Raw genomic sequence first — 24,581 nt, 5'->3', positions numbered from 1 at the left:
CGAAGCCTTGTCGCCATGCCAGATGTCAGGGAGGAAGAACCATGCAACGTCGACGCTTTCTGGGCCTCACGGCCCTGGTGCTGACGCTCGGCTGGCTCGCCGGCTGCTCGTCACCACAGTACCTGCAGCCGTCTCCCGAGCGCACCGCCACGGTTCCCGGCATCGGTCAGGGCCAGGCGGTCACCGTCAATGTCATGGATGGCCGGGACAGTCCGCAGATCGGCACCCGCAGTGGCAATGCCATGTCGACTTCGGTGATCACGGTGGAAGCCGGGCCCTTGATGCCGAAACTGCAGGCGGAGGCCGAGCGTGCCCTGCGCGACATGGGCTTCGAGCCGACCACCCAGGCTGCCCAGGGACGCCCCCGCCTGACGCTGACCCTTCAGCGCCTGGCCTACGGCCGCGGAGAGAGTCGCCCGCTGATCGACGAGGCACGTCTCGAATCCGTGCTGGTCACCAGGGCAGAGAACGATGGCGCGACCTATACCGGGACCTATACGTCCAGGCGCACCCAGGGCTATGCCATGCGCCCGGACCTCGAGAAAAACAACGAGATGGTATCCGAGCTACTCTCGGACGGGCTGAACCGTGCCTTCAGGGATCCCGAGCTGGGGCGTTTTCTGATACGTTGAAGCGGGTGTCCTGGGCTCGCCAGGCATCGTCTGAAAACTGACTGCGCTCGCCGACTTTTCAGACAGTGCCTTGTGCCTCGTATGGTGAGTCACGGACATCGGGTATCGTCGACCACCCAGCTATCCCGGATGGGTAATCCCCCTTCAGATGCCGATATCCTCATCGAGCTCCTTGTCCTCATGCTCGTGAAGCGGCGTGTCTTCGTCGCACTCCAGGTCGTGGACGAAGGTTCGGGTCACGTCCAGCAGGCCCAGTTCCTGGATAGTGCGACGTCCGAGCAGGACCGGATAGGTCAGATCATCACGATCCTCGAGGCTGAACTGCTCCTCGTAGCGGGTATCGCCGATACACAGCGTCATCAGCACCGCCGGCCGACGATCCTGGCCGCCGGCGCCCGTGAGTATCAATTTGCGGAAGATCGGCCGCTCGAACGTCTTCGAGACGACCTCTTCGGTCGACTCGTCCTCGACCTCGACGACGAAGCGCACCCACTCCTCGCCATCGCGCTCGAACTTCTCGATGTCTTCCGCCTGCATGGAGGAGGTCAAGGCACCACTGTCGAGCTTGACCTTGACCTCGGGACCCCAGGGCTCCTCGATGGTCGCTTTCTCGACCCAGCCGAACACGGCGGGGGCATCGTCATCGGCCAGGGCCGCACTACTCATCAGGCCGGTGGCCAGACAGGCGGACAGTACATGGCGTAACGACTTGTGCATGCCAGCTCCTTGCGGTCATTCCGTCACGGTAGACGGGAAACCATACCAAGGGTGATGACCGCACGCCATCCATCACCCCCCGGCCCTACCTCATCGCACACATGGCAGGTGCCGCGATCCACTCGCGTCATTCAGACTTCGCGACCGAGCAGGTCCTCGTCGAAAGGGTAGCGACTGAGCTTCTCGATACCGGTCTCGGTGACCAGCACTTCTTCTTCCAGCTTGACGCCATCGGCGGCGCCGACCTCGCCGATGTAACTCTCCACCGACACCACCATGCCGGGCTCCAGGATGCCGTCCTTGGAGAATCGGTCGAAATCCATGTGGTGAGCGACCAGCGGGGTCTCGCCGTGCATGCCGACACCATGGATGACCGACGGATAACGCCGGTCCAGGAAACGCTCGGGGATCTTCCAGGCTTGCTCGGCGATCTCGCGATAGCGCATCCCCGGCGCGAGGATATCCATGTTGTGGTGCACCTGGTCGAACGCCATGCGATACAGTTCACGCTGATAGGCACTGGGTCGGCCCGGCCCCACATGAAAGGTCCGCGAGAAGTCCGAATAGTAGCCGTGGCAGCCGATGGTATCGGTATCCAGCGCTACCAGCTCGCCGGGACGCACGACCCGGTCGCTGGCCTCGTGGAACCAGGGATTGGTACGCGGCCCCGAGTTGAGCAACCGGGTCTCGATGAATTCGCCGCCCTGCTTGATGACATTGCCGTAGAGAATCGCGAAGAGGTCGTTCTCGGTCACCCCCGGCTTGATGGCGGATTCCACCTCGGCGACCGCGGCCTCGCTGCCGGCCATGGACTGGGCCAGACAGGCTACCTCCTCCGGCGTCTTGATCCGCCGACAATGCAGGGTGTCCTGCATGCAATCGAGCACCTCCATGCCCTGCGCCTCCAGCGAGCGCGCCAGGTTCAGGGTACAGCGGTCCAGCCCGATGCGCGTGTTGCCCTGACCGTGCGCCCGGACCAGCTCGGCGATCTCGACGCCGAAGGGGTCGGAAGAGAGATTGTCACGCTGATTGACCGCCGACCAGACCACCTTGGAGGTGCGCGACTCGTCGATGGTTTCCAGCCAGGTGGAAACATGAGCGCTTCCCGGATATTCGAAGAGAATCACCGGCCCTTCCAGCGGCACGTAGATATAGCGGGTGGAGTTGCGCAGGAAATAGCCGAACATGTTGCGCGAGCCGGTGGCATAGCGCTGATTGTAAGGGTCGAACAGTACCAGGGCGGCATAGCCCTGCTCGGCCATCATCGCCCGTAGGCGACGCAGACGGCCGGCACGCAGTTGCCTGGGGTCGAAGGCCGTGGGAATGCTGTCGCCATTGGCCATGGGGGCCGAGGGAATCACCGGGAGACGGTCCGGTTCGTTGTCGGTCAACTTTTCGAAATCGACGATGCTCATGGGGTTCCGTTCTACTCGAGGATGAAGCGACGCATGATGAACGTCGCCCGGCAATGCAGGGAGGTTCAATCGGCCAGCGAGTCGCTGCGTCGCATGCCATCCTTCAGCAAGGCCTCATGCACCGGCGCCATGCGGCCGAAAATGCGCTGGGCCCGCTCAGGACGACCGATGAAGCCGGGTTCCTTGGCATAGGCGAAGATCACGGTGTGACGCTCCTTGTCACCCTCCACCGGGGTCACCCGATGCAGCGAATAGCGCCCGAAGAAGATCTGCAGATCACCGGGCGTCAGATCCAGCGACTCGAGACGGGAGCGGTCACCGTCCAGCACCTGCTTCACGGCCTCGAAATTCTCCCCTTCGGGACCACGAATGCCTGGGGCATACTCGAAGCGGCCGCCGCCATGGGAGCGACGGGTCATCATGGTGACGATGAATTCATTGGTATCGTAATGCCAGGGATGCTGGCAGCCCTCGCGCAGCACATTGACCACCAGGTCGGCCAGGGGATCGGCATATTGGTGGATCTCTTCCATGCCTACCACGGCGGCGATGAACCGCTGGAATGCGGGGTGCTCATAAACCTGACGAATGATGGTATCGGCACCGATGCGGTCTCCGGCAACGAAACCGTTGGTGCGATCGTCGAAGCGATTCAGCGGGTGACTCGACGGACGCTCGGGGTCCCCGTCACTGTTGTAGGGGTTGGTTTCGGTCTGGTTGTAGTGGGCATCGGGCGAGAGCCGTTCGGTCTCGCGCTCGAGTCGCGCCAGCGCCTGTTGAGGCACGAAGCGTTCCAGCACCACACAACCATCCTCTGCCAGTTGGCGGCGGCAGTGCTCGATCAGTTCGCGCCCCGCTTCACCGTCGAGATCGTCGAGCGGGTAACGGAACAGATCGATCAGGCCATCCAGGGAAACGTCGCTTGCGACGGCCGAGGTTGCCACGGACATGGGGGTCTCCGGTTAACAATGCACGCTGGACAGCCTAGACAGCGCAGCCTCATAATAAAAATGAATGATTGAGATAAAACCAATTTCAAAGGCTCATCAATAATGGATACCGTGCTGCTCCGTGCCTTCGTCACCGTGGCCGAAAGCCAGGGCTTCAGCGCCGCCGGCAAAGTGCTTCACCGGACCCAGTCGGCGGTCAGTCTGCAGATCAAGCGCCTGGAGGATCAGATGGGACAGGCGCTGTTCGAACGCACCAGCCGCAGCGTGCTGCTCACCTCCCATGGTGAGCAGTTGCTGCCCTATGCGCGACACATGCTCAAGTTGGAAGACGAAGCGCGAGAACGGCTGGGCAATCGCCGGCGCGGTGAGTTGATACGTTTCGCAACCTCCGAGGAACAGGCCAGTGCCTATCTGCCGTCGTTGCTGCCCCGCCATGCGCAGCGCTTCCCGGAGACCCGTCTGGAGCTGACCTGCGATATCAGCGCTACCCTGGTCAACCAGTTCCACGAGGGGCTGCAGGATGTCGTTCTGTCGATCCGGCACCTCCCCACCCAGTCGGGCCACTTGCTGGGCTGGGAACCGATGGTCTGGGTCGTGGCCGATCACTGCCGGCCGGCGGACTGGGACACCCTGCCCCTGGCCCTCAACCCGGAAGGCTGTATCTTCCGCGCGCATGCCCTCTCGGCCCTGGGACGTGAGGAACGCCAGTGGGAGACGCACTATTCGAGCCAATCGCCCACCGGTATCAATCTCCCCGTGCAGGCGGGCCTGGCGATGACGGTAAAGACGCCGCGCAGCGTACCGGCGGGGTGTCGGATCGTCGGTGAAGCGGAAGGCCTGCCCCCCCTCGGACAGGTCGAGATCGAATTGCACCGCCGCCCCGGACACACCAGCGAGGCCCTGGAAGCCTTCTGCGAGGAACTGGAGCGGATCGTCACCGAAAACCATGATGTGGCGGTGCCGGAAGCTGGCGAGGCGCTTCCAGGGTAAGAGCCGCCCGCGCCGAGAGCGCGGGCGGACCGTCTCAGGCATGTCGTGCTTCAATCACGTCGATAGGTGCCGATCAAGCGGTTCATGCCCAACAGGTGCGGCTCGACCTGCTTGAGCAGCTCGGCCATCGAGATGCCCTCGGGAAGAGCGGTGGGCTTGTCCAGCGCCAGCACCCAGAAATAATACTGGTGGACACCATGCCCTTCGGGCGGCATGGGGCCGCCATAGCCGTTGCGACCGAAGTGGTTGATCCCGCGCGTTCCCTCGGAGGACGCTTCCTCGAGCGAGGTGGTTGAGCCCGGCAGGTTGTAGAGCACCCAGTGCACGAAACCGTAGCCTCCGTGCTCCACCAGAGGGGCATCGGGGTCGTGGCAGATCACCGCGAAGCCCTTGGTTCCCTCCGGCACATCGTGCCAGGACAGCGCCGGCGAAAGGTCCTCGCCTTCCCCGGTATGTCGTGCCGGGATCTCGCCCTGATCGGTGAAGGCGGGGCTTTCCACCCGCATGTTCGTCAATGCGAAGGCCATGATCGTTGATCTCCCTGAAATAGTGTCATGATGGGAAACACGGCATTATGTTTCCGGTCGTCCAAGGCTCGGCAAATGCCCATAGCCTGTCAACGACCGCTACCCATGGCATGATGGCGTGACCGACGCTCTTCAACCCGGAGGCGACCGATGAAACGCCTGCTGATCGTGGCCCACGCCCCCTCCGACAACACCCGGCGCCTGCGCGCTGCCGCCGGCCGCGGAGCCCGTCATCCTGATATCGAGGGTGTGGAGGCGGTCATCAAGCCACCGCTCGACGCCGGCCCCGAGGATATCCTGGCCTGCGACGCCATCCTGCTGGGCACTACCGAGAACCTCGGCTATATGAGCGGGGCCTTGAAGGACTTCTTCGATCGCAGCTACTACCCGGTCCTGGAAGCGCAGCGGGGCCTGCCCTGCGCGCTCTACATTCGGGCCGGTCGGGACGGCACCGGCACGCGGCGCGCCGTGGAAGGCATCGTCAGCGGCCTGGGCTGGAAGTGGGTCCAGGAACCGCTGACACTGAGGGGCGAGTGGCAGGCGGATTTCGAGGATCAGGTGGAAGAGCTCGGCATGGCGCTCGCCGCCGGGCTCGAGGCAGGCATCCTGTAGGGCGGGCGTCACGGACATGTCATCGCGGGGGGTTAGGCTGTGAGGCTCGTTTCGTCTCACTGCAGCGCGAGGTCCCATGAAGTCCATTGCTTCTTTTCTGGTCGCCGCCGGCCTCCTGGCCACCACCCCCGTCCAGGCCCAGAATGTCTTCGAGTATCCACAGACCGATGATGCGCCGGCCAGTTTTCATGTCGTCAACGAGATTCCGGCCGGCAGCTTCACCAAGTACGAGATCAATGCCGAACACGGCCAGTTGATCGTCGATCGTTATGTCTCGATGCCGGTCCGCTATCCGGCCAACTATGGTTCCATCACCAGTTCGGCCGGAGGCGACGGCGATCCCCTGGATGCACTGGTGCTGACCCGCGACAGTATCTACCCCGGAGCGGTGATCAAGGTCCGGGCCATCGGCGTGCTGCGGATGGTCGATGACGGCGAAGCCGACGACAAGATCATCGCCGTGCCCGCCGATGACGTGGACCCCACCTATGCCGATGTCGACGGAATGGAAGACCTGCCGGCCATGCAGGTCGAGCGGCTCAATGCCTTTTTCCGCGTCTACAAGAACCTGCCGGATGGCGGCGACATCGAGTTGAACGGTTTCGGCGACGCAAGCGAAGCACGCGAGATCCTGACCCGGGCCTTCGACGCCTACCAGGCCGAGCAGGCAGAGTAGTCACGCCTCACAGCGCTCGCCCCTTCTATGCCACCCACACAAGCGGCGCCCCGAAGGGCGCCGCTTGTGTGGGCCTCGTCTCGATCGCGGTTACCTCAGGCGTTCGAACACCGTGGCCACGCCCTGTCCCATGCCGATACACATGGTGGCCAGGCCGAGCGAGGTGCGCTGCTCCTGCATGACGTTGAGCAATGTCGTGCTGATACGCGAGCCCGAACAGCCCAGCGGATGGCCCAGGGCGATGGCACCGCCATGCAGATTGACCGCCTCGTCCATGCGATCGCGCAGGCCGAGATCCTTGAGCACCGGCAGCGACTGGGCAGCGAAAGCCTCGTTGAGCTCGACGGTCTGGATATCCTCGATGGTCAGGCCCGCCGCCTTCAACGCCTTGCGGGAAGCCGGCACCGGGCCGTATCCCATGATCGAGGCATCACAGCCTGCCACGCCGGTCGACAGCACCCGAGCAATCGGCTCCAGTCCCAGGGCACTGGCCCGCTCGGCACTCATCACCGCCATGCCGCTGGCACCCACGGAGAGCGCCGAGGAGGTTCCAGCGGTCACGGTGCCGCTGCGCGGGTCGAAGGCCGGCTTGAGCTCGGCCATCGCCTCCAGGCTGGCATCGGCGCGGATGACCTCGTCGCGGTCCACTCGGACACGGAAGCCCTGAGCGTCGTGCCCCTCGATGCCGATGATCTCGTTGTCGAAGCCGCCGTTCTGCTGGGCGGCATGAGCGCGCTGGTGGGACCGCACCCCGAAAGCGTCCTGGTCCTCACGGGACACACCATGCATCTTGCCCAGCAGTTCGGCAGTCAGGCCCATCATCATGGCCGCCTTGGCGGCATGCTTGCTGGTCGCCGGATTGACATCGACGCCATGGGTCATCGGCACGTGTTCCATGTGCTCGACCCCGCCGATGATATAGAAGTCGCCCATGCCGGCCCGGATATTGGCAGCGGCGATATGCAGGGCGCTCATCGAGGAGCCGCACAGGCGATTGACGGTCTGGGCCGGCACGCTGCGCGGGATCCCGGTCATGATCGCTGCATTGCGGGCGATGTTCATGGCCTGCTCGAGGGTCTGGTTGACGCAGCCCCAGATGACGTCGTCGACTTCAGCGGGATCGAGGTTCGGATTGCGATCGAACAACGCCTGCATGACGCCGGCGGACAGATTCTCGGCACGCACGTGGCGGAAGGCGCCGTTCTTGGCCTTGGCCATGGCGGTACGCACGCCATCGACTACCACGATGTCTCTCGGATTCACACTCATCGAATTCGTTCTCCCCGGCACTTGATCAATAGCAGGTGGTGAATGGCACGTGGTAAATCAGGCCTCGGCGGCATCCTGATAGAAGCGCTCGCCGTTGCGCGCCATCTCGCGCAGCTTGTCGGTCGGCGCGTAGAGCGCCCCGAGTTCGGCGGCCAGCTCGTCGGCCTGGGCAACGAACGCCTCCAGCCCCATGGCGTCGATATAGCGCAGCGCACCACCCCGGAACGGCGGGAAACCGATGCCATAGATCAGCGCCATGTCGGCCTCGGCCGGCGTACCGACGATGCCATCTTCCAGGCAACGCACGGTCTCCAGGCACAGGGGCGTCATCATCCGCGCGATGATGTCCTCGTCGGAAAACTCGCGGCCCGACTCGGCAATGCCCTTGACCAGCTCGATGGCCGCCTCGTCGCGGACCTTCCTGGGCTTGCCCTTCTTGTCCTCTTCATAGGCATAGAAGCCCTTGGCGTTCTTCTGCCCCAGACGCTCATTGTCGAACATCACCTGGATAGCACTCTTGCCCTCACTTCCGGCGCCGCCCAGGCTGCCCATTCGCTCCGGGAAGCCCTCGGCCATTACCTCGCCGGCATGCACGGCGGTGTCCATGCCCACCACGTCGAGCAGATAGGCCGGGCCCATCGGCCAGCCGAACGTCTCCATCACCTTATCGACGCGCTGGAAGTCGGCCCCGGCGGCCATCAATTGGCTGAAGCCGCCGAAATAGGGGAAGAGCACGCGGTTGACCAGAAAGCCCGGGCAATCATTGACCACGATGGGCGTCTTGCTCATCTTGCGGGCATAGGCCACGGTCGCGGCCACGGCACCGTCGCCGGTCTTCTCGCCACGAATGACCTCGACCAGCGGCATGCGATGCACCGGGTTGAAGAAGTGCATGCCGCAGAAATTCTCGGGTCGCTGCAAGTTCTCGGCGAGTCGAGTGATCGAGATGGTCGAAGTATTGGAAGTGAGGATGGTGTCCTCGCCCACGTTCTCCTCGACCTCGGCGAGCACCGCCCCCTTGACCTTGGGATTCTCGACCACCGCCTCGACCACCAGGTCGACGTGGGCGAAGTCGCTATAGGAAAGCGTTGGCCGGATATTGCTGAGCCGCTCGGCCATCTGCTCATTGGAAAGCTTGCCGCGCTCCACCTGCTTGGCGAACAGCTTGCGGGCCTCCTTGAGCCCCAGTTCGATGGCCTCGTCCTTGATGTCCTTCATCAGGATCGGCGTGCCCTTGGAAGCACTCTGATAGGCGATGCCGCCGCCCATGATCCCTGCACCGAGCACCCCGGCCCGTTCCACGGGCGCCGACTGTTTCGCGTACTGGCCGCCCTTCTTCTTGACCACTTGATCGTTGAGGAAGAGGCCCACCAGGTTGTAGCAGACATCGGTGAGCGCCAGCTTGCCGAACGCCTTGGCTTCGATGGCCTGGGCCCGGGATCGCTCCTCGCCGGCTCCCTTCTGGATGACCTTGATCGCCTCGATCGGCGCCGGGTAATGCGGCCCGGCCTTGCCGGCTACATAGCCCTTGGCCGTCTCGAAGGCCATCATCTGCTCGATGGCGTCGAGGCCCAAGGGGCTGCATTTTTCCGTGCGACGTGCCTGGTAGTCGAGTTCGCCGCTCCGGGCTCGACTCAGGATGTCGTGCGCCGCTGCTTCGAGAGACTCGGGCGGCACCACGGCGTCGACCGCGCCGACAGACAGACAGGCATCGGCGCGATTCTCGGTGCCACCGGCGATCCATTCGATGGCGTTGTCGGCGCCGATCAGCCGCGGCAGACGCACGCAGCCACCCCAGCCAGGAAGAATACCGAGTTTGGTCTCGGGCAGGCCGATCCTGGCGGTTTCGCTCATCACGCGAAAATCGGTCGTCAGCGTCACCTCGCAGCCGCCCCCCAGGGCCAGGCCGTTGATGGCGCTGACCGTGGGGAAAGGCAGGTCCTCGAGACCGTTGAAGATCCCGTGCACCCGTTCGAGCATGCCCTGGATCTCTTCCTCGCCCTTGGCGAACATCCCGTGGAACTCCGTAATGTCGGCACCGACGATGAAGGCCTCCTTGGCACTGGCCAGTACCAGGCCAACGATGCCGGCTTCACCACGCAGCGCCTCCAGCGCCTGTTCCAGCTCCTGGATCACGGCACTTGACAGCGTATTGACCGATTCATCCTTCGCGTCGAAGGTCAGGGTCGCGATGCCCTCGTCATCGCGTGCCACCGAGATGGCGTTGCCTTGATAGATCATCCAAGAATCTCCGTGCAGGAATTCATACGCCCGTTTGATTCATCACAGCTTGATCCACTCCCGGCGCCACGTCAAGTGCTTCGCCCGTGCCACCCAGGGCTATCGCAGTTACGCTTTGTCGCCCGGGCTGACCCGTCGACAGAGCCAGCTGCGATAGCCCTACCGTGCCGCCGATGGCGTTTCCCCGGCCCGGGAAACAAGCTGTTAAACTGCGCTCATGTCACCGAACCGCCCCATGCATGACCCATCTTCGCCCCCGACGCCCGGTCGCACCGGCGCTGTTCGCCTCGGTGCCTGGGAACACCGCATCGAACGGCTTGCCGAGAGGGTCCGGCCCTGGAGCTGGCTCTGGCCGCCGATTGCCTTCCTGGCCGGTACCGGCAGCTTCTTTCTGGTCGAGCGTCAGCAATGGCTCGGCGCCATGCTGGCCCTGAGCATGCTCCTCACCTGGGTCCTGCTGCTGTCGGAAAGCCTGATCGGCCGTCTGCTTGCCCGACGCGGCTACCCCACCCTGCCGCGCGGCGTGACGACCTTCATCGCCCAGATGGTGCACCAGGAGACACTTTTCTTCACCTTGCCCTTCCTGCTGGCGACCACGGTCTGGACCAGCGGCCAGGCGTTCTTCACTCTCGCGATGGTGGCCCTGGCCATATTGTCGATCCTCGATCCGCTCTACTATCGGCTCGCCGAGCGTAGTCGAGGGCTCTACTTCGCCTTTCACGCCCAGTGCGTCTTTCTGGTCGTCCTGGTGACCCTGCCGACCCTCTTGCACCTGACCACCGGCCAGAGCCTTCTGCTCGCACTCGCGGCTACGGTGATCTTCAGTCTGCCGAGCCTGTTGCATCTGCTGCGGCCCATGACGGTGCCTCGCTGGCTGCTGATGCTCGCCCTGCTGCCTCTGCTTGCCGGCGCCGCCTGGGTCGGCAGAAGCTGGGTGCCGCCGGCCAGCCTGTGGATCTCGGGCAGCGCCCTCTCTCCAGGATTCAATGTCGAAGCCCGTTCGCCACAGGGGCAACTCCGCCTGACCCCCGACGCGCTGGGCGACAATGGCTTGTATGCCTATACCGCCATTCACGCTCCCAGGGGGCTGCGCGAGGAAATCGTGCATGAATGGCGCCACGACGGTGAGTTGATCGATCGCATTCCACTCGAGATCCAGGGGGGACGCGCGGAGGGCTACCGTTCCTGGACCCACAAGCGCAATTTTCCCGAACAGAGCGCCGGTCGCTGGCGCATCGACGTGATGACAGCCAGTGGCCAACGCATCGGTGTGCTGCACTTCCGGGTCGCGACCGACCCCGAGGCGGCAACCCTGGCCGACGGCCACATTGGTTCTCCGCCCGGGCTTCCCGGACTGGACGTTCGTCGGTTGGTGGCACGGCCCGAGGAAACGTCTCCCCCCAAGGGTCAAAATACCGTTGACGGCCCGCCCCCTTCCCCCGAGGATAACGAGTAGCCTTCGAACCATAAGGTTGCATTCCACGCTGGGGCTTCAGACAATCCCGACAGGTTTCTTCAACGTAGACGTGCCATGCATCAGAACATCGGCTTTCAGCTTGCCCGCGTGCCACGCTTGTGGCGCGCCGTCATCGACCGGCGCCTGGCCCCCGACGGCCTGACTCAGACGCGTTGGGTCACGCTCTATCACCTGTGGAGAATGGGCGATGACCAGCCCCAGTGCGACCTGGCCCGGGCCATCGGTGTCGAGGCACCCTCCCTGGTCCGTACGCTCGACCAGCTTTCCGAACAGGGGTTGATCGAACGTCGGCCCTGTGGCCAGGATCGTCGCGCCAAACGCATCTTCCTGACCGACAAGGCCACGCCCTTGCTCGAGCGCATCGAGGCCGTCGTCACTCAGGCCCGCAAGGAAATGCTGGAAGGCCTCGACGACAACGAGGTCGAACACCTCATCGACCTGTTATCGCGTATCGAGGCCAATGGGCTGGCGATCCAGGAGCGTGAAGAGGGCTGAGGAAAGCCTCCCTAACCGCCAGTCGAGGGGGGAACGCTCGGCGCCTGCGCGCTGCGATGGGCGCCGGGATAATCCGGCCTGCCAGCCAGGTCGTCACGTAGGGCTCTCATGCACTCGTCGAGCCCCATGAATGCCTCGGGCGGCCAGGATTCATCCCACCACAGCGTCAGACAGGCCGCGCTGGATTCGACCACGACCGCATCGATCGGCAAGCGGCCCAGCAAATCCTCCAGTTGACGATCCACCACTTCCGGCAGAGGCCGTAGTGGTTCCACCCGCCAGCGCCACCCCGGCCGAAAGGGCTTGAGTGCCTCACTGGCCACGGCATCGCGTACCAGCAGGAAGTCCGGGCCAGGCCGCTGGGGCGGATAACGCCACCGGTACGCCGGCAGCGCTTCGCCGCCGTCGTGCAGCGGCGAGGTTTCGAGCCGCACGGCAACCCCGTTGTCTCGAGCGAGATCACGCAGCCCCGTCACGCGCTGCTGTCGCCGGCTCGGACGCAGCGTCATTGCCGGCGCAAACGCCAGGCCCACTACACCGAGAATGATCAACCAGAGCATTCGTCATCCTGCCTGTTCGGGAAACACCGAATAATAATGCACCGTTCTTTCCGTGTTTCCTGTGTTGATGCAAGTCGTTGTCTTGTCATTCCTGGCATCCTAGAGTGGAAGACAGTTACCAACCCCGTTGGACACCGCTGCGGAGAATGCAACATGAGCAACGAATATCGTCATATCCTGGTCGCCGTCGATCTGACCAGGGACTCCCACAAGGTTCTGGAGCGCGCGATGCACATCGCCGACCGCAACCATGCCAAGCTTTCCATCATGCACACCCTGGAGCCGCTCGGTTTCGCCTACGGGGGCGATATCCCCATGGATCTCACCAGCATTCAGGACCAGCTCGACGAACACGCCAAGCAGCGTCTCGCCGAAATCGCTGACGACCATGTGCCACGCGAAAACCAGCATGTCATGGTCGGCATGCCCGATACCGAGATCCACCGCTTCGCCGATGACCAGAAGGTCGACCTGATCGTGGTCGGCTCCCATGGGCGTCACGGCTTCGCCCTCCTGCTCGGCTCCACCTCCACGGGTGTGTTGCACGGCGCCAAGTGCGACGTCCTGGCCGTGCGCGTCGGCACCGGTGAGGATGGCGAGGAAAGCGCCGAGTAGAGCCTCCACCGGCTCGTCGCATGGACCGCCCGGTTACTATTAACCTGACAATCAAATAGATCGTCCTGATCTATTTGATTGTCGCCAAGCGTCGCTTACTCGCCAGCGACCATGGCCTCGAGTTCCATCCACCGTTCCATGGCCGAATCCAGTTCGGCCTGCTTGTCGTTCAACGCTTGCAGGGTCGCGGTAACGGTGTCGGGGTCCTGCTGGTAGAACGCCGGATCGCCCACCTGACGCTCGAACTCGGCCACCTCGCTCTCGAGGCGCTCGATCTCCGCCGGCAGACCATCCAGCTCCCGTTGCAGCTTGTAGGAAAGCTTGGTGCGCCTGGGCGCCGCCGAGGCGGCGGGCGTCGTCGAGACCTCCGGAGACTTGCGTGCCCCCGCTGCCTCGACATCGGCCACCGGTTCGGCCCGTTGCCGCGCCGCCCCTTCCCAGGGTGCCGGCGGCAACTTGCCTCCCTGACGCACCCAGTCACTATAGCCCCCTACGTACTCGCGGACTCTTCCCTCGCCTTCGAAGGCCAGCACGCTGGTCACCACATTGTCCATGAAAGCCCGGTCGTGAGAGACCAGCAACAGGGTGCCCTCGAAACTCAGCAACAATTCCTCGAGCAGCTCCAGCGTTTCGACATCCAGATCGTTGGTCGGCTCATCGAGCACCAGCACATTGGCCGGCTGGGTGAACAGACGCGCCAGCAGCAAGCGATTGGATTCACCGCCCGACAGGGCCTTGACCGGCTGACGAGCCCGCTCCGGGGTGAAAAGGAAGTCCTGCAGATAGCTCATCACATGACGATCGCGGCCACCGACCTCGACCCGGTCACTACCCTGGGCGACGTTTTCATAGACCGTCTTTTCCGGCTCCAGCCCGGCACGCAGCTGATCGAAATAGGCGACCTGCAGCTTGGTACCGACCCGCACATTCCCCTCACTGGGTTCGAGCTCGCCGAGCAGAATCTTGAGCAGCGTCGTCTTGCCCGCGCCGTTGCGACCGATGAAGCCGATTCGGTCACCACGCTGAATCTCGATGCTGAAATCATCGATCACCACATCGTTGCCGAAGCGTTGTGTCACGTTTTCCAGCTCGACGACCCGCTTGCCACTGCGCTCGCCACTGTCCACGGCGAGATTGGCCCGACCTTGGCGCTCACGGCGCTCGCTTCGTTCACGGCGCATCTGCTCCAGGGCCCTCACGCGGCCTTCGTTGCGGGTACGCCGTGCCTTGATGCCCTGTCGGATCCAGGATTCTTCCTGGGCCAGCTTCTTGTCGAACTCGGCGTTTTCACGCGCTTCGACTTCCAGCTCGTGGGTCTTCTGTTCCTGGTATCTGGCGTAATCCCCGGGATAACGCCCCAGTCGACCACGATCGAGCTCGAGGATCGCCGTGGCCAGCCGCGACAGGAAGGCCCGGTCGTGGGTGATGAACAACACCGCCCCATTGAAGGCGGAAAGTTGCTCCTCCAGCCAGGCGATGGTGTCCAGGTCGAGGTGGTTGGTCGGCTCATCGAGCAGCAGCAGATCGGGTTCAGCGACCAGGGCCCGAGCCAGCGCCACCCGACGCCGCCAGCCACCGGAGAGGCCGGACATCTCGGCGTCTTCCGGCAGTCCGAGCCGCGTCAGCACCACATCGATGCGCTGATGGAAGGACCAGCCATCGATTGCTTCGATACGGCTCTGCAACTGCGCCATGCGTGACATGTCGGGATCATCGGCCTGAACCAGGTGATGATATTCGGACAACAGCTCACCGGCCTCGGGTAGCCCCTGGGCGACCACATCGAAGATGGTCGCACCGGTGGCATCGGGCAATTCCTGGGCCAGCACACCGATCTTGAGCCCCGGGGCACGCCAGATTTCACCGCTATCGGGGGTGATCTCGCCGGCCACCAGCTTGAGCAGGGTCGACTTGCCGGTGCCGTTGCGGCCCACCAGCGCCAGGCGCTCGCCCTTTTCCAGCACCAGGTCGGCACCATCGAGCAGCACCTGGGGACCATAGGCCAGTTGCAGCCGTTCCAGACGTAGCAGGGTCACTCGCACACCTCCAGGTTCATCGAGGGCGCTAGTGTAACGTATGACCGCTCCGACGTGGCCCCATACCGTTCTCGCCGGGTACAATACGCGACCGCTGTACAGGAGGATGCCCCTTGGTCGATACCACCGAACACCGCGACGATGGCCTGCCCGAGGCATTGAGGTTCCGCTCGCCGGCACCGCTGGTGGACATCGGCGCCAACCTGACCCACCCGAGCTTCGCCCGCGACCTGCATGCAACCCTCGACCGCGCCCGAAAGGCCGGCGTCGAATCCCTGATCCTGACCGGCACGGATCGTGAACACGCCGAGCAGGCCGCCGCCCTGGCCCGCGAACATGCCGACCTCTATGCCACCGCCGGCCTGCACCCCCACGGCGCCAGCGAGTGGTCGTCTTCTCTCGAGGCCAGCATGCGCGAGCTGCATCGCCGCCCCGAAGTGGTCGCGGTCGGGGAATGCGGCCTGGACTTCAATCGCAACTTTTCCACGCCTTCCGAGCAGGAGCGCGCCTTCGAGGCCCAACTCGGCCTCGCCGCCGAAAGCGGACTGCCGCTGTTCATCCATGAACGCGACGCCGGTGTGCGCCTGCACGAGATCCTGCATGCCTGGCGCGACGATATCTCTCGGGCAGTCGTGCATTGCTTCACCGGAGAACGCCGCACACTATACGGCTACCTCGACCTGGACCTGCATATCGGCCTGACCGGATGGCTGTGCGACGAACGCCGTGGACATCACCTGCGCGACCTGGTCAGCGACATTCCCCTGGAACGCCTGATGGTGGAAACCGACTGCCCTTACCTGCTGCCGCGCAATTTACCTGCCAGACTCAAGGGCAGACGCCACGAACCGGCTCTGCTGCCGTGGATCGTGCGCGAGATCGCCCACTGGCGTGGCTTGACGGAAGCCGAGCTGGCCAGGGCTACCACCGCGACCGCTCGCCATTTCTTCCGGCTCGAGATGGCGGACGATCACCACTCTGCCCTCGAGGAGGGGCAATGACCATGGATGAGCTGCCCGCATTCATCGCGATCGAGACCGGCAACGATGGAGACCTGCCGCTCTCCATTGCCTGGACCCTGCCGGATGGTCGCGTCAAGCACACCCTGATCCAGCCGGACAACAACTGGCTAGAGGATGAGCTCGTCTCCTTGGGTGACTACAGCCTGGAAGAACTCAACAGCATGGGGGTGAGTCCTCTGGACGTCATCCGCGAGCTGGAGACCGACCATTTCAACGCCACGCTCTACACCGCCGGGGTCGGCGACGACGAGGCCGCTCTGTCGCGACTGTTCGAGACCTATGGACTGGACCCCTTCGTCGAACTGGCGCCCGCCGAAAGCCTCTACAACGGCCTGGCGCCCGGGGAGTGGGCCCGAGCCAGGGGGGATCTGTTCGGCGAACTGGGGCTCGAGCCGCTACGCCCCGAAGAAGAGATACAGGTGATGCTCGCCCTGCACCTGAGAATCAACGAGGACGCCTGACTGTCTCGGGCTCTCAGGCAGGTTCGGGGGCCTTCTCCAGACATTCACGTCCCACGGCCAACGCCGCCTCGAGAGAGGCCCCCTCACCGTAGAAGGTGGCGAGGGCTGCACGAAAGGCCTCGGCGCGGCACGGCAGGCCCTCCGCTTCATAGCGTGCAGCCCGCGCCGCGACTCGCGACCGGAAGGCGTCACGATCGACGTCCGCCTCACCGCCGAGGTTGTCGACGCTGACGTTGAACCGCAAGCCGCAAGCCCTGGAGAACAGTAATTCCAGGGCCTGCGGCGCCACCTCCACCGACTCGAACTCGCGCTGTTGGCCGGTATCCCGACCATCGGGTTGATACCAGTATCCGTAATCCTCCAACTGGCGTCGCCGCGCACCGGCGATGCACCAGTGGCTGATTTCGTGCAGGGCGCTGGCATAGAAACCATGGGCAAAGACCACCCGATGCCAGGAACACGAGGCGTCGGCCGGCAGATAGATCGGCTCGTCGTCACCACGCACCAGTCGGGTGCCATGGCGCGGCATGAAGAGGCCGTCGAACAGGGCGATGACATCGTCGAGACGGTGTGTCACGCGGACTCCAGAGTCGTGAATGATCGGCGCGGCGTAGTATAGCGAGCCGGCGCCGGGGGCGAAAACCGGCATGCGCTGATAGACTGGGCAGCTTCCCCGTATGCAATGACGCCCGGGGCTTTCCGTTATTCGCATGGAGCATCATGCCGTGGCTGGATTCATCACCGATTTGCGCGAAGTGTCACGCCGCGACACCGGCCCCTTGATCCGTCTCGCCCTGCCCATCTGCGGCGCCCAGCTTGCACAGGCCGGCATGAGCGTCGTGGACGTGATGATGACGGGCCGCCTGAGTGCTACCGACCTGGCAGCGGTCTCGGTGGGCTCCAGCCTGTGGATGCCGCTGATGCTGTTCATGACCGGCACCCTGATGGGACTGACGCCGGTAGTAGCCCACCTGCTCGGCGCCGAACGGCGCGCGGGAATCCGTCTCCAGGTCCACCAGGCCCTGTGGATCGGTCTCGGTCTGGGGATCCTGTCGGCCCTGCTGCTGTGGACGGCGGTCATGCCGATCTTCTCGGCCATGGATGTCCCCGACGCAGTCGCCCGGCGCTCCGCCGGCTACCTGGCGGCGGTCGGCTTCGGCATGCCAGGCGTGGCGATCTTCCAGACCCTGCGCGCCTTTTCCGATGGCATGAACCATACACGCCCGGCACTGTGGATCAGTCTGATCGGGCTCGCCGTCAACATTCCCAGCAACTATGTCCTCATCTACGGCGGCGAGGGCCTGACGGCTCTGCTGGGCGACGCGCTGCCGGCGCCCCTGCAGGCGCTGCCCGCATTGGGGGCCATGGGCTGCGGCATCGCCACCGCGCTCTCCATGTGGGTCATGGGTCTGACCATGGCCGCCTACACCCGTCGCAGCCGCGCCTATGGCGACGTCGAGCTGTGGTGCGAGCCGGCGCCTCCGCGCTGGCGCCTGATCGGCGAACTGCTCCATGTCGGGGTCCCCATCGGCGTCGCGATCTTCGTCGAGGTCACGCTGTTCACGCTGATCGCGCTGTTCATCGCCAGCCTCGGCGAAGTGACCGTGGCCGCGCACCAGGTCGCGCTCAACTACACCGGTCTGCTGTTCATGCTTCCCCTGTCACTGGGCATGGCCCTCACGGTCCGGGTCGGCAATACCCTCGGTCAGGGGCGGCCGGGCAGCGCCCGCCTGGTTGCCTGGAACGGCATTCTGATCGCCCTGGTGGTGGCCTTGCTCAACAGCCTGATACTGTGGCTGACGGCAGGCCCCGTGATCGAACTCTACACGCACGATACCGCCGTCCAGCAACTGACGTTGTCGCTGATCGGCCTGGCCATGATCTACCAGGTTTCCGATTCCCTGCAGGTCAGCCTGGCCGGCGCTCTGCGCGGTTACAAGGACACCCGCGTGATCATGCTGATCACCATGGTGGCCTACTGGCTGGTAGGCCTCGGCGGCGGCCACTGGCTGGGCGTGTACGGGCTGTTCGACGTCGTGCCGCCCATGGGCGTGCATGGCTACTGGACCGGCCTGATCGCCGGCCTGACGGTGGCCGCCATTCTGCTGGGAGAACGCTTGCGACGACGCAGCAAGGCGGTGGCACGTGGCGACGAAGAGATCCCTGATACCTCGATCTGACAGACGATGCTGGCGATCCACTCTTGTGGTGTTGCTGCTGACCGGCTGGCTAACCGGCTGCGCCGATGGTGCGGCCGAACACCGCTTGCAGGATTATCAGCAACGTCTCGCCTCGAGCCTGAAACTCTCGCCACCGGACACCGCTACACCCGACAATATCGGGGCCTTTCCGGAGCGCGAGGCACGACGCTTCCCCCTCGAGGACATTCGCCAGAGCCTTCTCGACATTTATGCCCTGCGCGGCTGCCACATCAGCAATCTGGTCGCCAAACGCAACAACCAGCTGGGCCGTGTGGCCGCCCCCAGCCAACGCTGGCTTTATGAACTCAAACTCTGGCGGCGTCTCAGCGACTGCTGGAACACTGACGTACCAGACGCCCTCGACGCTGACGACCGCCAACGCTTGGCGCGACTGACGCAACTCAAGACCGAACGCCTGCCCCGTGCCAGCTGGAACGCGCTCTTCGATTCGAGCGAATGGGCCGACAGTTTCTCGCGAGCCAGCTCGCCGCTGCCGCCGGACGCCCTGGACGCGGTGAACGAGCAATTGCCTGCCCTCGCCTACCTGCGCGAAGCGACGCTGCACCAGTTCGATCCACGTTGGACGCCGGATTCCGCCACTCTGGAAGGTCACCTGAACACCCTGCGTCAGCGTCCCTTGACGGCCGAGCTGCTGCGCGCCCTGCTGCTGACCGAGCAGCGCCTGACGGAAGCCTCGGCGCTGCTCGAGACGGCACTGGCTCGTGCCGGAGACTGCCATGCCCCCGAGGCAACCCCGCCACTTCCCGACATGGCGTCACTCAATCGCTGGCTGACACGGCTCGAAGCCCAGTCGGCCCGCTGGCTGGGCGCCATTCGGGACTTGCTCGATGCCCACCCGCTCGAGCCCCCGCCGGCGGTGGCCGACTACCGACATCGTTGGCTTTCTCTGGACAATCCGGATGCTCCATGGTCGGCAATGGTTACCGCCCGAGAGCGACATCAGGCACTTCGCCAACGACTGACGAAACGCTGCCGATGACAGCCAGGGCTTAACGGGATCATCACTCTGTGCTATTGATGGAAGAACAGTGACGTTGTGCGCTGCCGACTGGCCAGGGGGACGCCGCAATATGGCAAGGGCACCGGATATGCCTGCCATATCGCCAGCCCCCTCCCATGCCAATGACGTGACCACGCAGCAGCAGGAGGGACTTCATGGGTATCCCGCTGTCACCGCGCCCCGCCCAGGTCATTGATCTGGACGCCATGCGCCAACGCCAGGAGGCCAGGCGACGCCTGGTCCGCCTCTCACCGGAGCTGGATGGCCTGGAAATGGTCTACCAGCTACCCTCCGAGCCCGATGCCTATTACGGCATGCCACTGCTCGCCTGGGGACTCAGGGAAGATGGCCATGTCATCGGCCTGGTGCCCTGGATGGAAAGCCTCACGCCCTGCGAGCGCCTCGAGGATCCCGAACATGGGCACTTCATCGGGTATCGCGATCCGGAAACCGAAGAGTTGTTCGAGGAAGCGCCGGGCCACAAGGTGTTCGAGCTCGAACAGGCCGCGGCCTACTTCGACTATGAGACAACCAGTGAGCCGACCCTGATCCAGCAGCTACCCGAGACCCAGGGGACCCATGCGCTGTGCATGGACGACAGCGACGCTCCCTGGCAATTGAAGCAAGTCTTCGGCTGGCGGCTGTACAGCGATGGTGCCGTGGAGGCCCTGCTCGCCGACGAGCAGCTGATCGACTCCACACCGATCCTGCCCGGCGACCCTTGCCTGTATACTGGCCATAGTCGCCATCGCGTGGTCTATTTCTTCCAGCGCCAGATCGCCAACCGCATCCGACGGGAGGACCCTGCCACCCTGGAGGCCTTGGCGTTGATGGTCATGCCTGACGCCGGACAATAGCTAGGCGCAGTGCTCTGCCTCTCAGAGGGTGTTTACAAAAGTCACGAGCGACGGCCAGGCCAGGCGAAATCAGCCGCAACAGCGGAGTTTACGAGCGGGTAAATGAGCATTTTGAGGCTGATTTCAACGCCACATGGGCGAGCGCAGTAGTTTGTAAACACCCTCTCAGCCAAGGCGAATGAAATAATGGTAATGCCCTTCCTCTTCGTACTGATGCAGCAAGTCATGACCGAGGAAGCCACAGAACTTGGGAACGTCCCGGGTGGTCGCCGGATCGCTGGCGATCACCTTGAGGACCTCGCCCGCCTGCATGTCGCGCACCTTGTTGTGCATCAACATGATCGGTTCCGGGCAGTAGAGTCCCGTCGTATCCAGTTCTGCATGACAGCTCGGAAGGGAATCCGCAGAATCAACCATCGATAACCTCATCGTGTCGAAGAGCAAACATAGGGAGTGGCTGGATGATCAAGGTCATTATCGAGCGTCGTATCATGCCCGGACTCGAAGAAGAATACGAGGAAGCCGCTCGCGAGGCCATACGCCAATCGCTTGGCGCATCGGGCTTCGTCAGCGGCGAGACCCTGGTCGAGATGGGGCACGGCGACCGGCGCCTGGTGATCACCAAATGGCGAGACATGCGCGCCTGGAAAGAGTGGGTCAACAGCGAGCATCGCGCCAGGGCCATGCAACGCCTGCAACCCCTGCTGACTGAAGAAGAGCGCATCCGCATCTACGAGCCGAGTCAGTGAACCCAACAATCCGCATCACCAGTTGATCTCTCTCAATCAAGCAGGCGCACGTGCACCGTCACCTCTTCGCGGTCATGGTAAAGGTGACGGCAGCCGATCTCAGCCCTCACCCCGGCACTCCCCAGAGATGCCGACAGGTGCGCCAGGCCTTCCGAAACCGCGTCCCAACGACGTTTCATAGGCAACTTGAGATTGAACACCGCCTCGCGGCACCAACGTCGCGTTAGCCAACGTTCGACCATGGTGATCACTCGGGACGGCTTGTCGACGATATCACAGACCAGCCAGTCCAGGCGTGCTGGCGGCGTCCAGGCAAAGCCATCCTCGCGCAGATGTTCCACCAGGCCGGATGCCATCAGATCAGGATCCATCGGCCCATTGTCGATGGCGAAGACCTGCATCCCCCGCTGGACCAGTTGCCAAGTCCATCCTCCGGGAGCGGCGCCGAGATCGGCCGCCTGCATGCCGTCACTCAACCGTGTCGCCCATTGTTCTGCCGGCACGAACTCGTGCCAGGCCTCCTCGAGCTTGAGCGTCGAACGGCTCGGCGCTCGGGAGGGAGAACGCAGTCGACGAATGCCGCCGAGCTGCTCGCTGCGATTGCCGGGAAAACTCATGCCGAGCTGCACTCGGTCGCCATCACTCCATAACAGGTGCAGACGGCGCCCTCCTGCCTTGCGGCGCAACACACCCGCCTTGCGCAATTGCGACTCCAGAGGACGCTTGAGCGACTTGATCAATCCCGCCAGCGCCTTGGCCTCATTGGTATCCGGTGTTTCCTGCCAGACTGCCTCGCAACTCCAGCCGCTGTCTCGAACCTGTGCCATGATGGCGCCCAGCCGATCCGAGCGGTCGAGGGTCAGCGGCGGCATGGCGACCAGGCTCTGTCGCGCGAAGACCAGTGACGCAAGCGGCAGAGCACGATGCAAGTCGTTGGCAGGACACCCACCGGCCACGTCGAAACGCACATGGCCCCCGCCACGCTCGAAGCACGGGGCACCGCCGATACCGGACAGGGCGGCCTTTTCCAGCACCTCTGCCGCCAGATCGGTTTCGAAACCGGGACGACAGTAGAGCAACAGCTCATTGGGGACGATCTTCACCGATGGGACTCCTCTGGTCGGAAGGCTTCCCTACCTGCCCGAAGCCATGGAAGCACCGCCCCTGCCGAGACGGCACATCCGCGAAGTCGATATATTAGCAGGCCAAGCCCTGACAGGACGACGGCACGTTACCGAGCCGGATCGGAGCAACGGGTATCGCCGAGCAGGCCCTGCTCCATCGCCATGGCACGCGCCGCCTGCGGCCCCGTCCACAGTGACGGCAGCAGCACCAGGGATACCGGAATGGCGGTGATCACGATGAACTGCTGGAGCGCGCCAACCTGCCCCGCGCCCATGTGCAACAGGATCGCCGCCATCAGTGTCATGATGATGCCCCAGAAGGCTCGCACCAGGGCATTGGGTTCATCATGCCCCGACCCCACCACCGAGATGGCATAACTCATCGAATCACCCGTGGTGGCAACAAAGATCGTCGTCAGTACCAGCACGGCCAGAGCCATCAGGGTACCACCCGGTAACGCCTGAGCCACCGTCAGGGTCGCCACGTCAAACTGGAAGTCATTCAAGGCTTCGGTAAGTTCGATGGCACCGGTCAGCTGATAATGGATACCCGAGCCGCCCATCAAGGTGAACCAGACGGTCGTGGCGATCGGTGCCATGACCGCGACGGCCAGAATCATCTGGCGAATGGTCCGCCCCCGGGAAATACGGGCCACGAAGATGGCCATCAAGGGGCCATACCCGATAAACCAGGAGAAGAAGAAAACCGTCCACCATTGCATCCACCAGTCGGGCGCCGTCTGCGAGGTCATGGTCGCCATGGTGAAGAATGAAGACAGATATTCCCCGAAGCCCTGGGTATAGGCATCGACGAGAAACAGCGTCGGCCCGAAGATGAAGATCACCGATGCAATGGCCAACGCCAGGAAGACATTGAAACGACTGAGGACCTGAATACCCCGATGAATCCCCGTGACGGCCGAGGTGACATAGATCCCCCCCAGCACCGCCAGGATAACCAGTTGCGTCCCATAGCCTTCCGGTACACCGAATAGCTCATGCAGTCCGAAGCTGACCTGGGTGGCGAGAAAACCGATCGGGCCCACGGTACCGGCGACGACGGCAATCACGCACACGGCGTCGACGACACCTCCCGGCCAGCCGCTCACCAGGTGCTTGCCCAGCACCGGTATCAGCAAGGTACGAGGCTGCAAGGGATGCCCTTCGTCATAATGCGCCCGAGCCAGCACCACGGCGGTCAAGGAACCCAGCACGGCCCAGGCCAGAAACCCCCAGTGCATGAAGGACTGTGCCAGGGCGCCTGCGATAGCCTCCGTCGTTCCTGCCTCGGTCTCGAAGGCCGGCGGCGTCACGATGAAATGATAGACCGGCTCCCCGGCAGCGAAGAAGACACCACCTCCCGCCAGCAGCGTACACATGATGATCGAGAGCCACTTGAAGGTACTCAGCTCGGGGCGTTCGAGCCCCCCGATTCTGGCGCTCGCTGCCGGAGTGAATGCCAACCCCATGGCAACCAGGAAGGTCAGCAGCAGCAGCAACTGGAAATAGCTGCCCAAGGTCTTGGCCGTCCAGGCGAACCCGGCGGAGACCCCCTCCGCGACCATGTCGATGTCATACAGCGACAAGGCGATGAACGCCAGTATGAAGCCCACGCTCAAGGCGAGTACCAGTGGATCGCCAAGCCTGTGGATGGATCGAGTATCGTCGTTGGTTTGCGTCTTGCTCATGCGTGATGATGGCCTGATCCTCGACGGACCAGCCTCCTCTTGCTGGCGAGAATGTCATTCAGCCGGAAAGGATGAATATGGGGCCACCGCCTGACATAGTGTGCGGCAAGCGGATATCGGAAACGGAAAAAAGTCCGGGAGAAAGGGCCGAATACCACGGCCCTGCATAAAAAAAATCCCCCGGGAAGGCCCGGGGGATTTTTTTGATGTAAGTGCCTGACGATGACCTACTCTCGCATGGGAACT

The 24,581-nt window shown here is 63.6% G+C and carries 25 protein-coding genes; 13 read left to right on the top strand and 12 right to left on the bottom strand.

Features of this window, described 5'->3' with window-relative positions:
• Window positions 1-41: 41 nt before the first annotated feature.
• On the top strand, window positions 42-632 hold the full coding sequence (locus RSO41_RS17350) for a YajG family lipoprotein (RefSeq protein WP_315620500.1): 591 nt from the start codon (window positions 42-44) through the stop codon (window positions 630-632).
• Window positions 633-776: 144 nt separating this feature from the next.
• On the opposite strand, the gene RSO41_RS17345 is transcribed toward RSO41_RS17350, so the two are convergent.
• The 3 genes from RSO41_RS17345 to RSO41_RS17335 all read right to left on the bottom strand — a co-directional run bounded on the left by RSO41_RS17345 (window position 777) and on the right by RSO41_RS17335 (window position 3,714).
• Complete coding sequence (locus RSO41_RS17345; protein ID WP_315620499.1) at window positions 777-1,349, bottom strand: ATP-dependent zinc protease; 573 nt, start codon at window positions 1,347-1,349, stop codon at window positions 777-779.
• A 131-nt stretch (window positions 1,350-1,480) separates the two neighbouring features.
• Window positions 1,481-2,764, bottom strand: a complete 1,284-nt coding sequence (locus RSO41_RS17340; RefSeq protein WP_315620498.1) for a Xaa-Pro peptidase family protein — start codon at window positions 2,762-2,764, stop codon at window positions 1,481-1,483.
• Window positions 2,765-2,829: 65 nt separating this feature from the next.
• A complete protein-coding gene (locus RSO41_RS17335; protein ID WP_315620497.1) occupies window positions 2,830-3,714 on the bottom strand; it encodes a hypothetical protein in 885 nt (294 codons plus the stop codon).
• Window positions 3,715-3,816: 102 nt separating this feature from the next.
• Here RSO41_RS17335 and RSO41_RS17330 point away from each other — a divergent pair, with 102 nt between their 5' ends.
• A complete protein-coding gene (locus tag RSO41_RS17330) occupies window positions 3,817-4,704 on the top strand; it encodes a LysR family transcriptional regulator (protein WP_315620496.1) in 888 nt (295 codons plus the stop codon).
• Window positions 4,705-4,754: 50 nt separating this feature from the next.
• Here the strand turns inward: RSO41_RS17330 and RSO41_RS17325 are convergent, their stop codons facing one another.
• On the bottom strand, window positions 4,755-5,231 hold the full coding sequence (locus RSO41_RS17325) for a YbhB/YbcL family Raf kinase inhibitor-like protein (protein WP_315620495.1): 477 nt from the start codon (window positions 5,229-5,231) through the stop codon (window positions 4,755-4,757).
• Between the two features lie 150 nt (window positions 5,232-5,381).
• Here RSO41_RS17325 and RSO41_RS17320 point away from each other — a divergent pair, with 150 nt between their 5' ends.
• Window positions 5,382-5,843, top strand: a complete 462-nt coding sequence (locus RSO41_RS17320; RefSeq protein ID WP_315620494.1) for a flavodoxin family protein — start codon at window positions 5,382-5,384, stop codon at window positions 5,841-5,843.
• 76 nt (window positions 5,844-5,919) lie between these two features.
• Window positions 5,920-6,519, top strand: a complete 600-nt coding sequence (locus tag RSO41_RS17315; protein WP_315620493.1) for an inorganic diphosphatase — start codon at window positions 5,920-5,922, stop codon at window positions 6,517-6,519.
• A 90-nt stretch (window positions 6,520-6,609) separates the two neighbouring features.
• On the opposite strand, the gene fadA is transcribed toward RSO41_RS17315, so the two are convergent.
• On the bottom strand, window positions 6,610-7,788 hold the full coding sequence (gene fadA / locus RSO41_RS17310; RefSeq protein WP_315620492.1) for an acetyl-CoA C-acyltransferase FadA: 1,179 nt from the start codon (window positions 7,786-7,788) through the stop codon (window positions 6,610-6,612).
• A 57-nt stretch (window positions 7,789-7,845) separates the two neighbouring features.
• A complete protein-coding gene (fadB, locus tag RSO41_RS17305) occupies window positions 7,846-10,029 on the bottom strand; it encodes a fatty acid oxidation complex subunit alpha FadB (RefSeq protein ID WP_315620491.1) in 2,184 nt (727 codons plus the stop codon).
• Window positions 10,030-10,264: 235 nt separating this feature from the next.
• On the opposite strand from fadB, the gene RSO41_RS17300 reads away from it, so the two are divergent.
• Entirely contained in the window at window positions 10,265-11,485 is a 1,221-nt protein-coding gene (locus RSO41_RS17300; RefSeq protein ID WP_315620490.1) for a DUF5924 family protein, read from the top strand.
• Window positions 11,486-11,560: 75 nt separating this feature from the next.
• Complete coding sequence (gene slyA, locus RSO41_RS17295) at window positions 11,561-12,001, top strand: transcriptional regulator SlyA (protein ID WP_275289047.1); 441 nt, start codon at window positions 11,561-11,563, stop codon at window positions 11,999-12,001.
• Window positions 12,002-12,012: 11 nt separating this feature from the next.
• Here slyA and RSO41_RS17290 read toward each other — a convergent pair whose 3' ends face one another.
• On the bottom strand, window positions 12,013-12,561 hold the full coding sequence (locus RSO41_RS17290) for a preprotein translocase subunit YajC (protein ID WP_315620489.1): 549 nt from the start codon (window positions 12,559-12,561) through the stop codon (window positions 12,013-12,015).
• Between the two features lie 153 nt (window positions 12,562-12,714).
• Between RSO41_RS17290 and RSO41_RS17285 the strand changes: the two genes are divergently transcribed.
• Window positions 12,715-13,176, top strand: a complete 462-nt coding sequence (locus RSO41_RS17285; RefSeq protein ID WP_315620488.1) for a universal stress protein — start codon at window positions 12,715-12,717, stop codon at window positions 13,174-13,176.
• A 95-nt stretch (window positions 13,177-13,271) separates the two neighbouring features.
• Here RSO41_RS17285 and RSO41_RS17280 read toward each other — a convergent pair whose 3' ends face one another.
• The gene (locus tag RSO41_RS17280) at window positions 13,272-15,212 is read right to left on the bottom strand and encodes an ATP-binding cassette domain-containing protein (RefSeq protein ID WP_315620487.1); all 1,941 of its coding nucleotides are present in this window, start codon (window positions 15,210-15,212) and stop codon (window positions 13,272-13,274) included.
• Window positions 15,213-15,325: 113 nt separating this feature from the next.
• On the opposite strand from RSO41_RS17280, the gene RSO41_RS17275 reads away from it, so the two are divergent.
• Together RSO41_RS17275 and RSO41_RS17270 are read left to right on the top strand one after the other, a co-directional pair.
• On the top strand, window positions 15,326-16,213 hold the full coding sequence (locus RSO41_RS17275; RefSeq protein WP_315620486.1) for a TatD family hydrolase: 888 nt from the start codon (window positions 15,326-15,328) through the stop codon (window positions 16,211-16,213).
• A 2-nt stretch (window positions 16,214-16,215) separates the two neighbouring features.
• Window positions 16,216-16,695 carry a hypothetical protein gene (locus RSO41_RS17270; protein WP_315620521.1) on the top strand — a complete coding sequence of 160 codons (480 nt, stop codon included), beginning with the start codon at window positions 16,216-16,218 and terminating at the stop codon, window positions 16,693-16,695.
• Between the two features lie 13 nt (window positions 16,696-16,708).
• On the opposite strand, the gene RSO41_RS17265 is transcribed toward RSO41_RS17270, so the two are convergent.
• On the bottom strand, window positions 16,709-17,272 hold the full coding sequence (locus tag RSO41_RS17265) for an elongation factor P hydroxylase (protein WP_315620485.1): 564 nt from the start codon (window positions 17,270-17,272) through the stop codon (window positions 16,709-16,711).
• A 148-nt stretch (window positions 17,273-17,420) separates the two neighbouring features.
• Between RSO41_RS17265 and RSO41_RS17260 the strand changes: the two genes are divergently transcribed.
• The 3 genes from RSO41_RS17260 (at window position 17,421) to RSO41_RS17250 (ending at window position 20,774) form a co-directional block, all read left to right on the top strand.
• The gene (locus tag RSO41_RS17260) at window positions 17,421-18,875 is read left to right on the top strand and encodes an MATE family efflux transporter (RefSeq protein ID WP_315620484.1); all 1,455 of its coding nucleotides are present in this window, start codon (window positions 17,421-17,423) and stop codon (window positions 18,873-18,875) included.
• Window positions 18,876-18,903: 28 nt separating this feature from the next.
• Complete coding sequence (locus tag RSO41_RS17255) at window positions 18,904-19,896, top strand: DUF3080 family protein (RefSeq protein ID WP_315620483.1); 993 nt, start codon at window positions 18,904-18,906, stop codon at window positions 19,894-19,896.
• A 176-nt stretch (window positions 19,897-20,072) separates the two neighbouring features.
• A complete protein-coding gene (locus tag RSO41_RS17250; protein WP_315620482.1) occupies window positions 20,073-20,774 on the top strand; it encodes a hypothetical protein in 702 nt (233 codons plus the stop codon).
• A 165-nt stretch (window positions 20,775-20,939) separates the two neighbouring features.
• Here RSO41_RS17250 and tusA read toward each other — a convergent pair whose 3' ends face one another.
• Window positions 20,940-21,191, bottom strand: a complete 252-nt coding sequence (gene tusA / locus RSO41_RS17245; RefSeq protein ID WP_315620481.1) for a sulfurtransferase TusA — start codon at window positions 21,189-21,191, stop codon at window positions 20,940-20,942.
• A 44-nt stretch (window positions 21,192-21,235) separates the two neighbouring features.
• On the opposite strand from tusA, the gene RSO41_RS17240 reads away from it, so the two are divergent.
• Window positions 21,236-21,523, top strand: coding sequence for an antibiotic biosynthesis monooxygenase family protein (locus RSO41_RS17240; RefSeq protein WP_315620480.1), 288 nt, complete (start codon window positions 21,236-21,238; stop codon window positions 21,521-21,523).
• A gap of 32 nt (window positions 21,524-21,555) precedes the next feature.
• On the opposite strand, the gene rlmM is transcribed toward RSO41_RS17240, so the two are convergent.
• Together rlmM and RSO41_RS17230 are read right to left on the bottom strand one after the other, a co-directional pair.
• Window positions 21,556-22,620 (bottom strand): 23S rRNA (cytidine(2498)-2'-O)-methyltransferase RlmM, encoded by a 1,065-nt coding sequence (rlmM, locus tag RSO41_RS17235; RefSeq protein ID WP_410000355.1) that lies wholly within the window; start codon window positions 22,618-22,620, stop codon window positions 21,556-21,558.
• A 134-nt stretch (window positions 22,621-22,754) separates the two neighbouring features.
• A complete protein-coding gene (locus tag RSO41_RS17230; RefSeq protein WP_315620478.1) occupies window positions 22,755-24,335 on the bottom strand; it encodes a BCCT family transporter in 1,581 nt (526 codons plus the stop codon).
• Window positions 24,336-24,581 lie beyond the last annotated feature (246 nt).

Origin of the sequence: Halomonas sp. I1, assembly GCF_032334135.1 — a bacterium.
Taxonomy (GTDB): Bacteria; Pseudomonadota; Gammaproteobacteria; order Pseudomonadales; family Halomonadaceae; genus Halomonas.
Note: the sequence above shows the minus strand (reverse complement) of the source record. Positions and strands in the feature narration are given on the sequence as shown.

Excerpts from the sequence above, each read along its gene's own strand:
- RSO41_RS17350 (WP_315620500.1), top strand. The coding sequence starts at position 42 with ATGCAACGTCGACGCTTTCTGGGCCTCACGGCCCTGGTGCTGACGCTC.
- RSO41_RS17345 (WP_315620499.1), bottom strand. The coding sequence starts at position 1,349 with ATGCACAAGTCGTTACGCCATGTACTGTCCGCCTGTCTGGCCACCGGC.
- RSO41_RS17340 (WP_315620498.1), bottom strand. The coding sequence starts at position 2,764 with ATGAGCATCGTCGATTTCGAAAAGTTGACCGACAACGAACCGGACCGT.
- RSO41_RS17335 (WP_315620497.1), bottom strand. The coding sequence starts at position 3,714 with ATGTCCGTGGCAACCTCGGCCGTCGCAAGCGACGTTTCCCTGGATGGC.
- RSO41_RS17330 (WP_315620496.1), top strand. The coding sequence starts at position 3,817 with ATGGATACCGTGCTGCTCCGTGCCTTCGTCACCGTGGCCGAAAGCCAG.
- RSO41_RS17325 (WP_315620495.1), bottom strand. The coding sequence starts at position 5,231 with ATGGCCTTCGCATTGACGAACATGCGGGTGGAAAGCCCCGCCTTCACC.
- RSO41_RS17320 (WP_315620494.1), top strand. The coding sequence starts at position 5,382 with ATGAAACGCCTGCTGATCGTGGCCCACGCCCCCTCCGACAACACCCGG.
- RSO41_RS17315 (WP_315620493.1), top strand. The coding sequence starts at position 5,920 with ATGAAGTCCATTGCTTCTTTTCTGGTCGCCGCCGGCCTCCTGGCCACC.
- fadA (WP_315620492.1), bottom strand. The coding sequence starts at position 7,788 with ATGAGTGTGAATCCGAGAGACATCGTGGTAGTCGATGGCGTGCGTACC.
- fadB (WP_315620491.1), bottom strand. The coding sequence starts at position 10,029 with ATGATCTATCAAGGCAACGCCATCTCGGTGGCACGCGATGACGAGGGC.
- RSO41_RS17300 (WP_315620490.1), top strand. The coding sequence starts at position 10,265 with ATGCATGACCCATCTTCGCCCCCGACGCCCGGTCGCACCGGCGCTGTT.
- slyA (WP_275289047.1), top strand. The coding sequence starts at position 11,561 with ATGCATCAGAACATCGGCTTTCAGCTTGCCCGCGTGCCACGCTTGTGG.
- RSO41_RS17290 (WP_315620489.1), bottom strand. The coding sequence starts at position 12,561 with ATGCTCTGGTTGATCATTCTCGGTGTAGTGGGCCTGGCGTTTGCGCCG.
- RSO41_RS17285 (WP_315620488.1), top strand. The coding sequence starts at position 12,715 with ATGAGCAACGAATATCGTCATATCCTGGTCGCCGTCGATCTGACCAGG.
- RSO41_RS17270 (WP_315620521.1), top strand. The coding sequence starts at position 16,216 with ATGGATGAGCTGCCCGCATTCATCGCGATCGAGACCGGCAACGATGGA.
- RSO41_RS17250 (WP_315620482.1), top strand. The coding sequence starts at position 20,073 with ATGGGTATCCCGCTGTCACCGCGCCCCGCCCAGGTCATTGATCTGGAC.
- tusA (WP_315620481.1), bottom strand. The coding sequence starts at position 21,191 with ATGGTTGATTCTGCGGATTCCCTTCCGAGCTGTCATGCAGAACTGGAT.
- RSO41_RS17240 (WP_315620480.1), top strand. The coding sequence starts at position 21,236 with ATGATCAAGGTCATTATCGAGCGTCGTATCATGCCCGGACTCGAAGAA.
- RSO41_RS17230 (WP_315620478.1), bottom strand. The coding sequence starts at position 24,335 with ATGAGCAAGACGCAAACCAACGACGATACTCGATCCATCCACAGGCTT.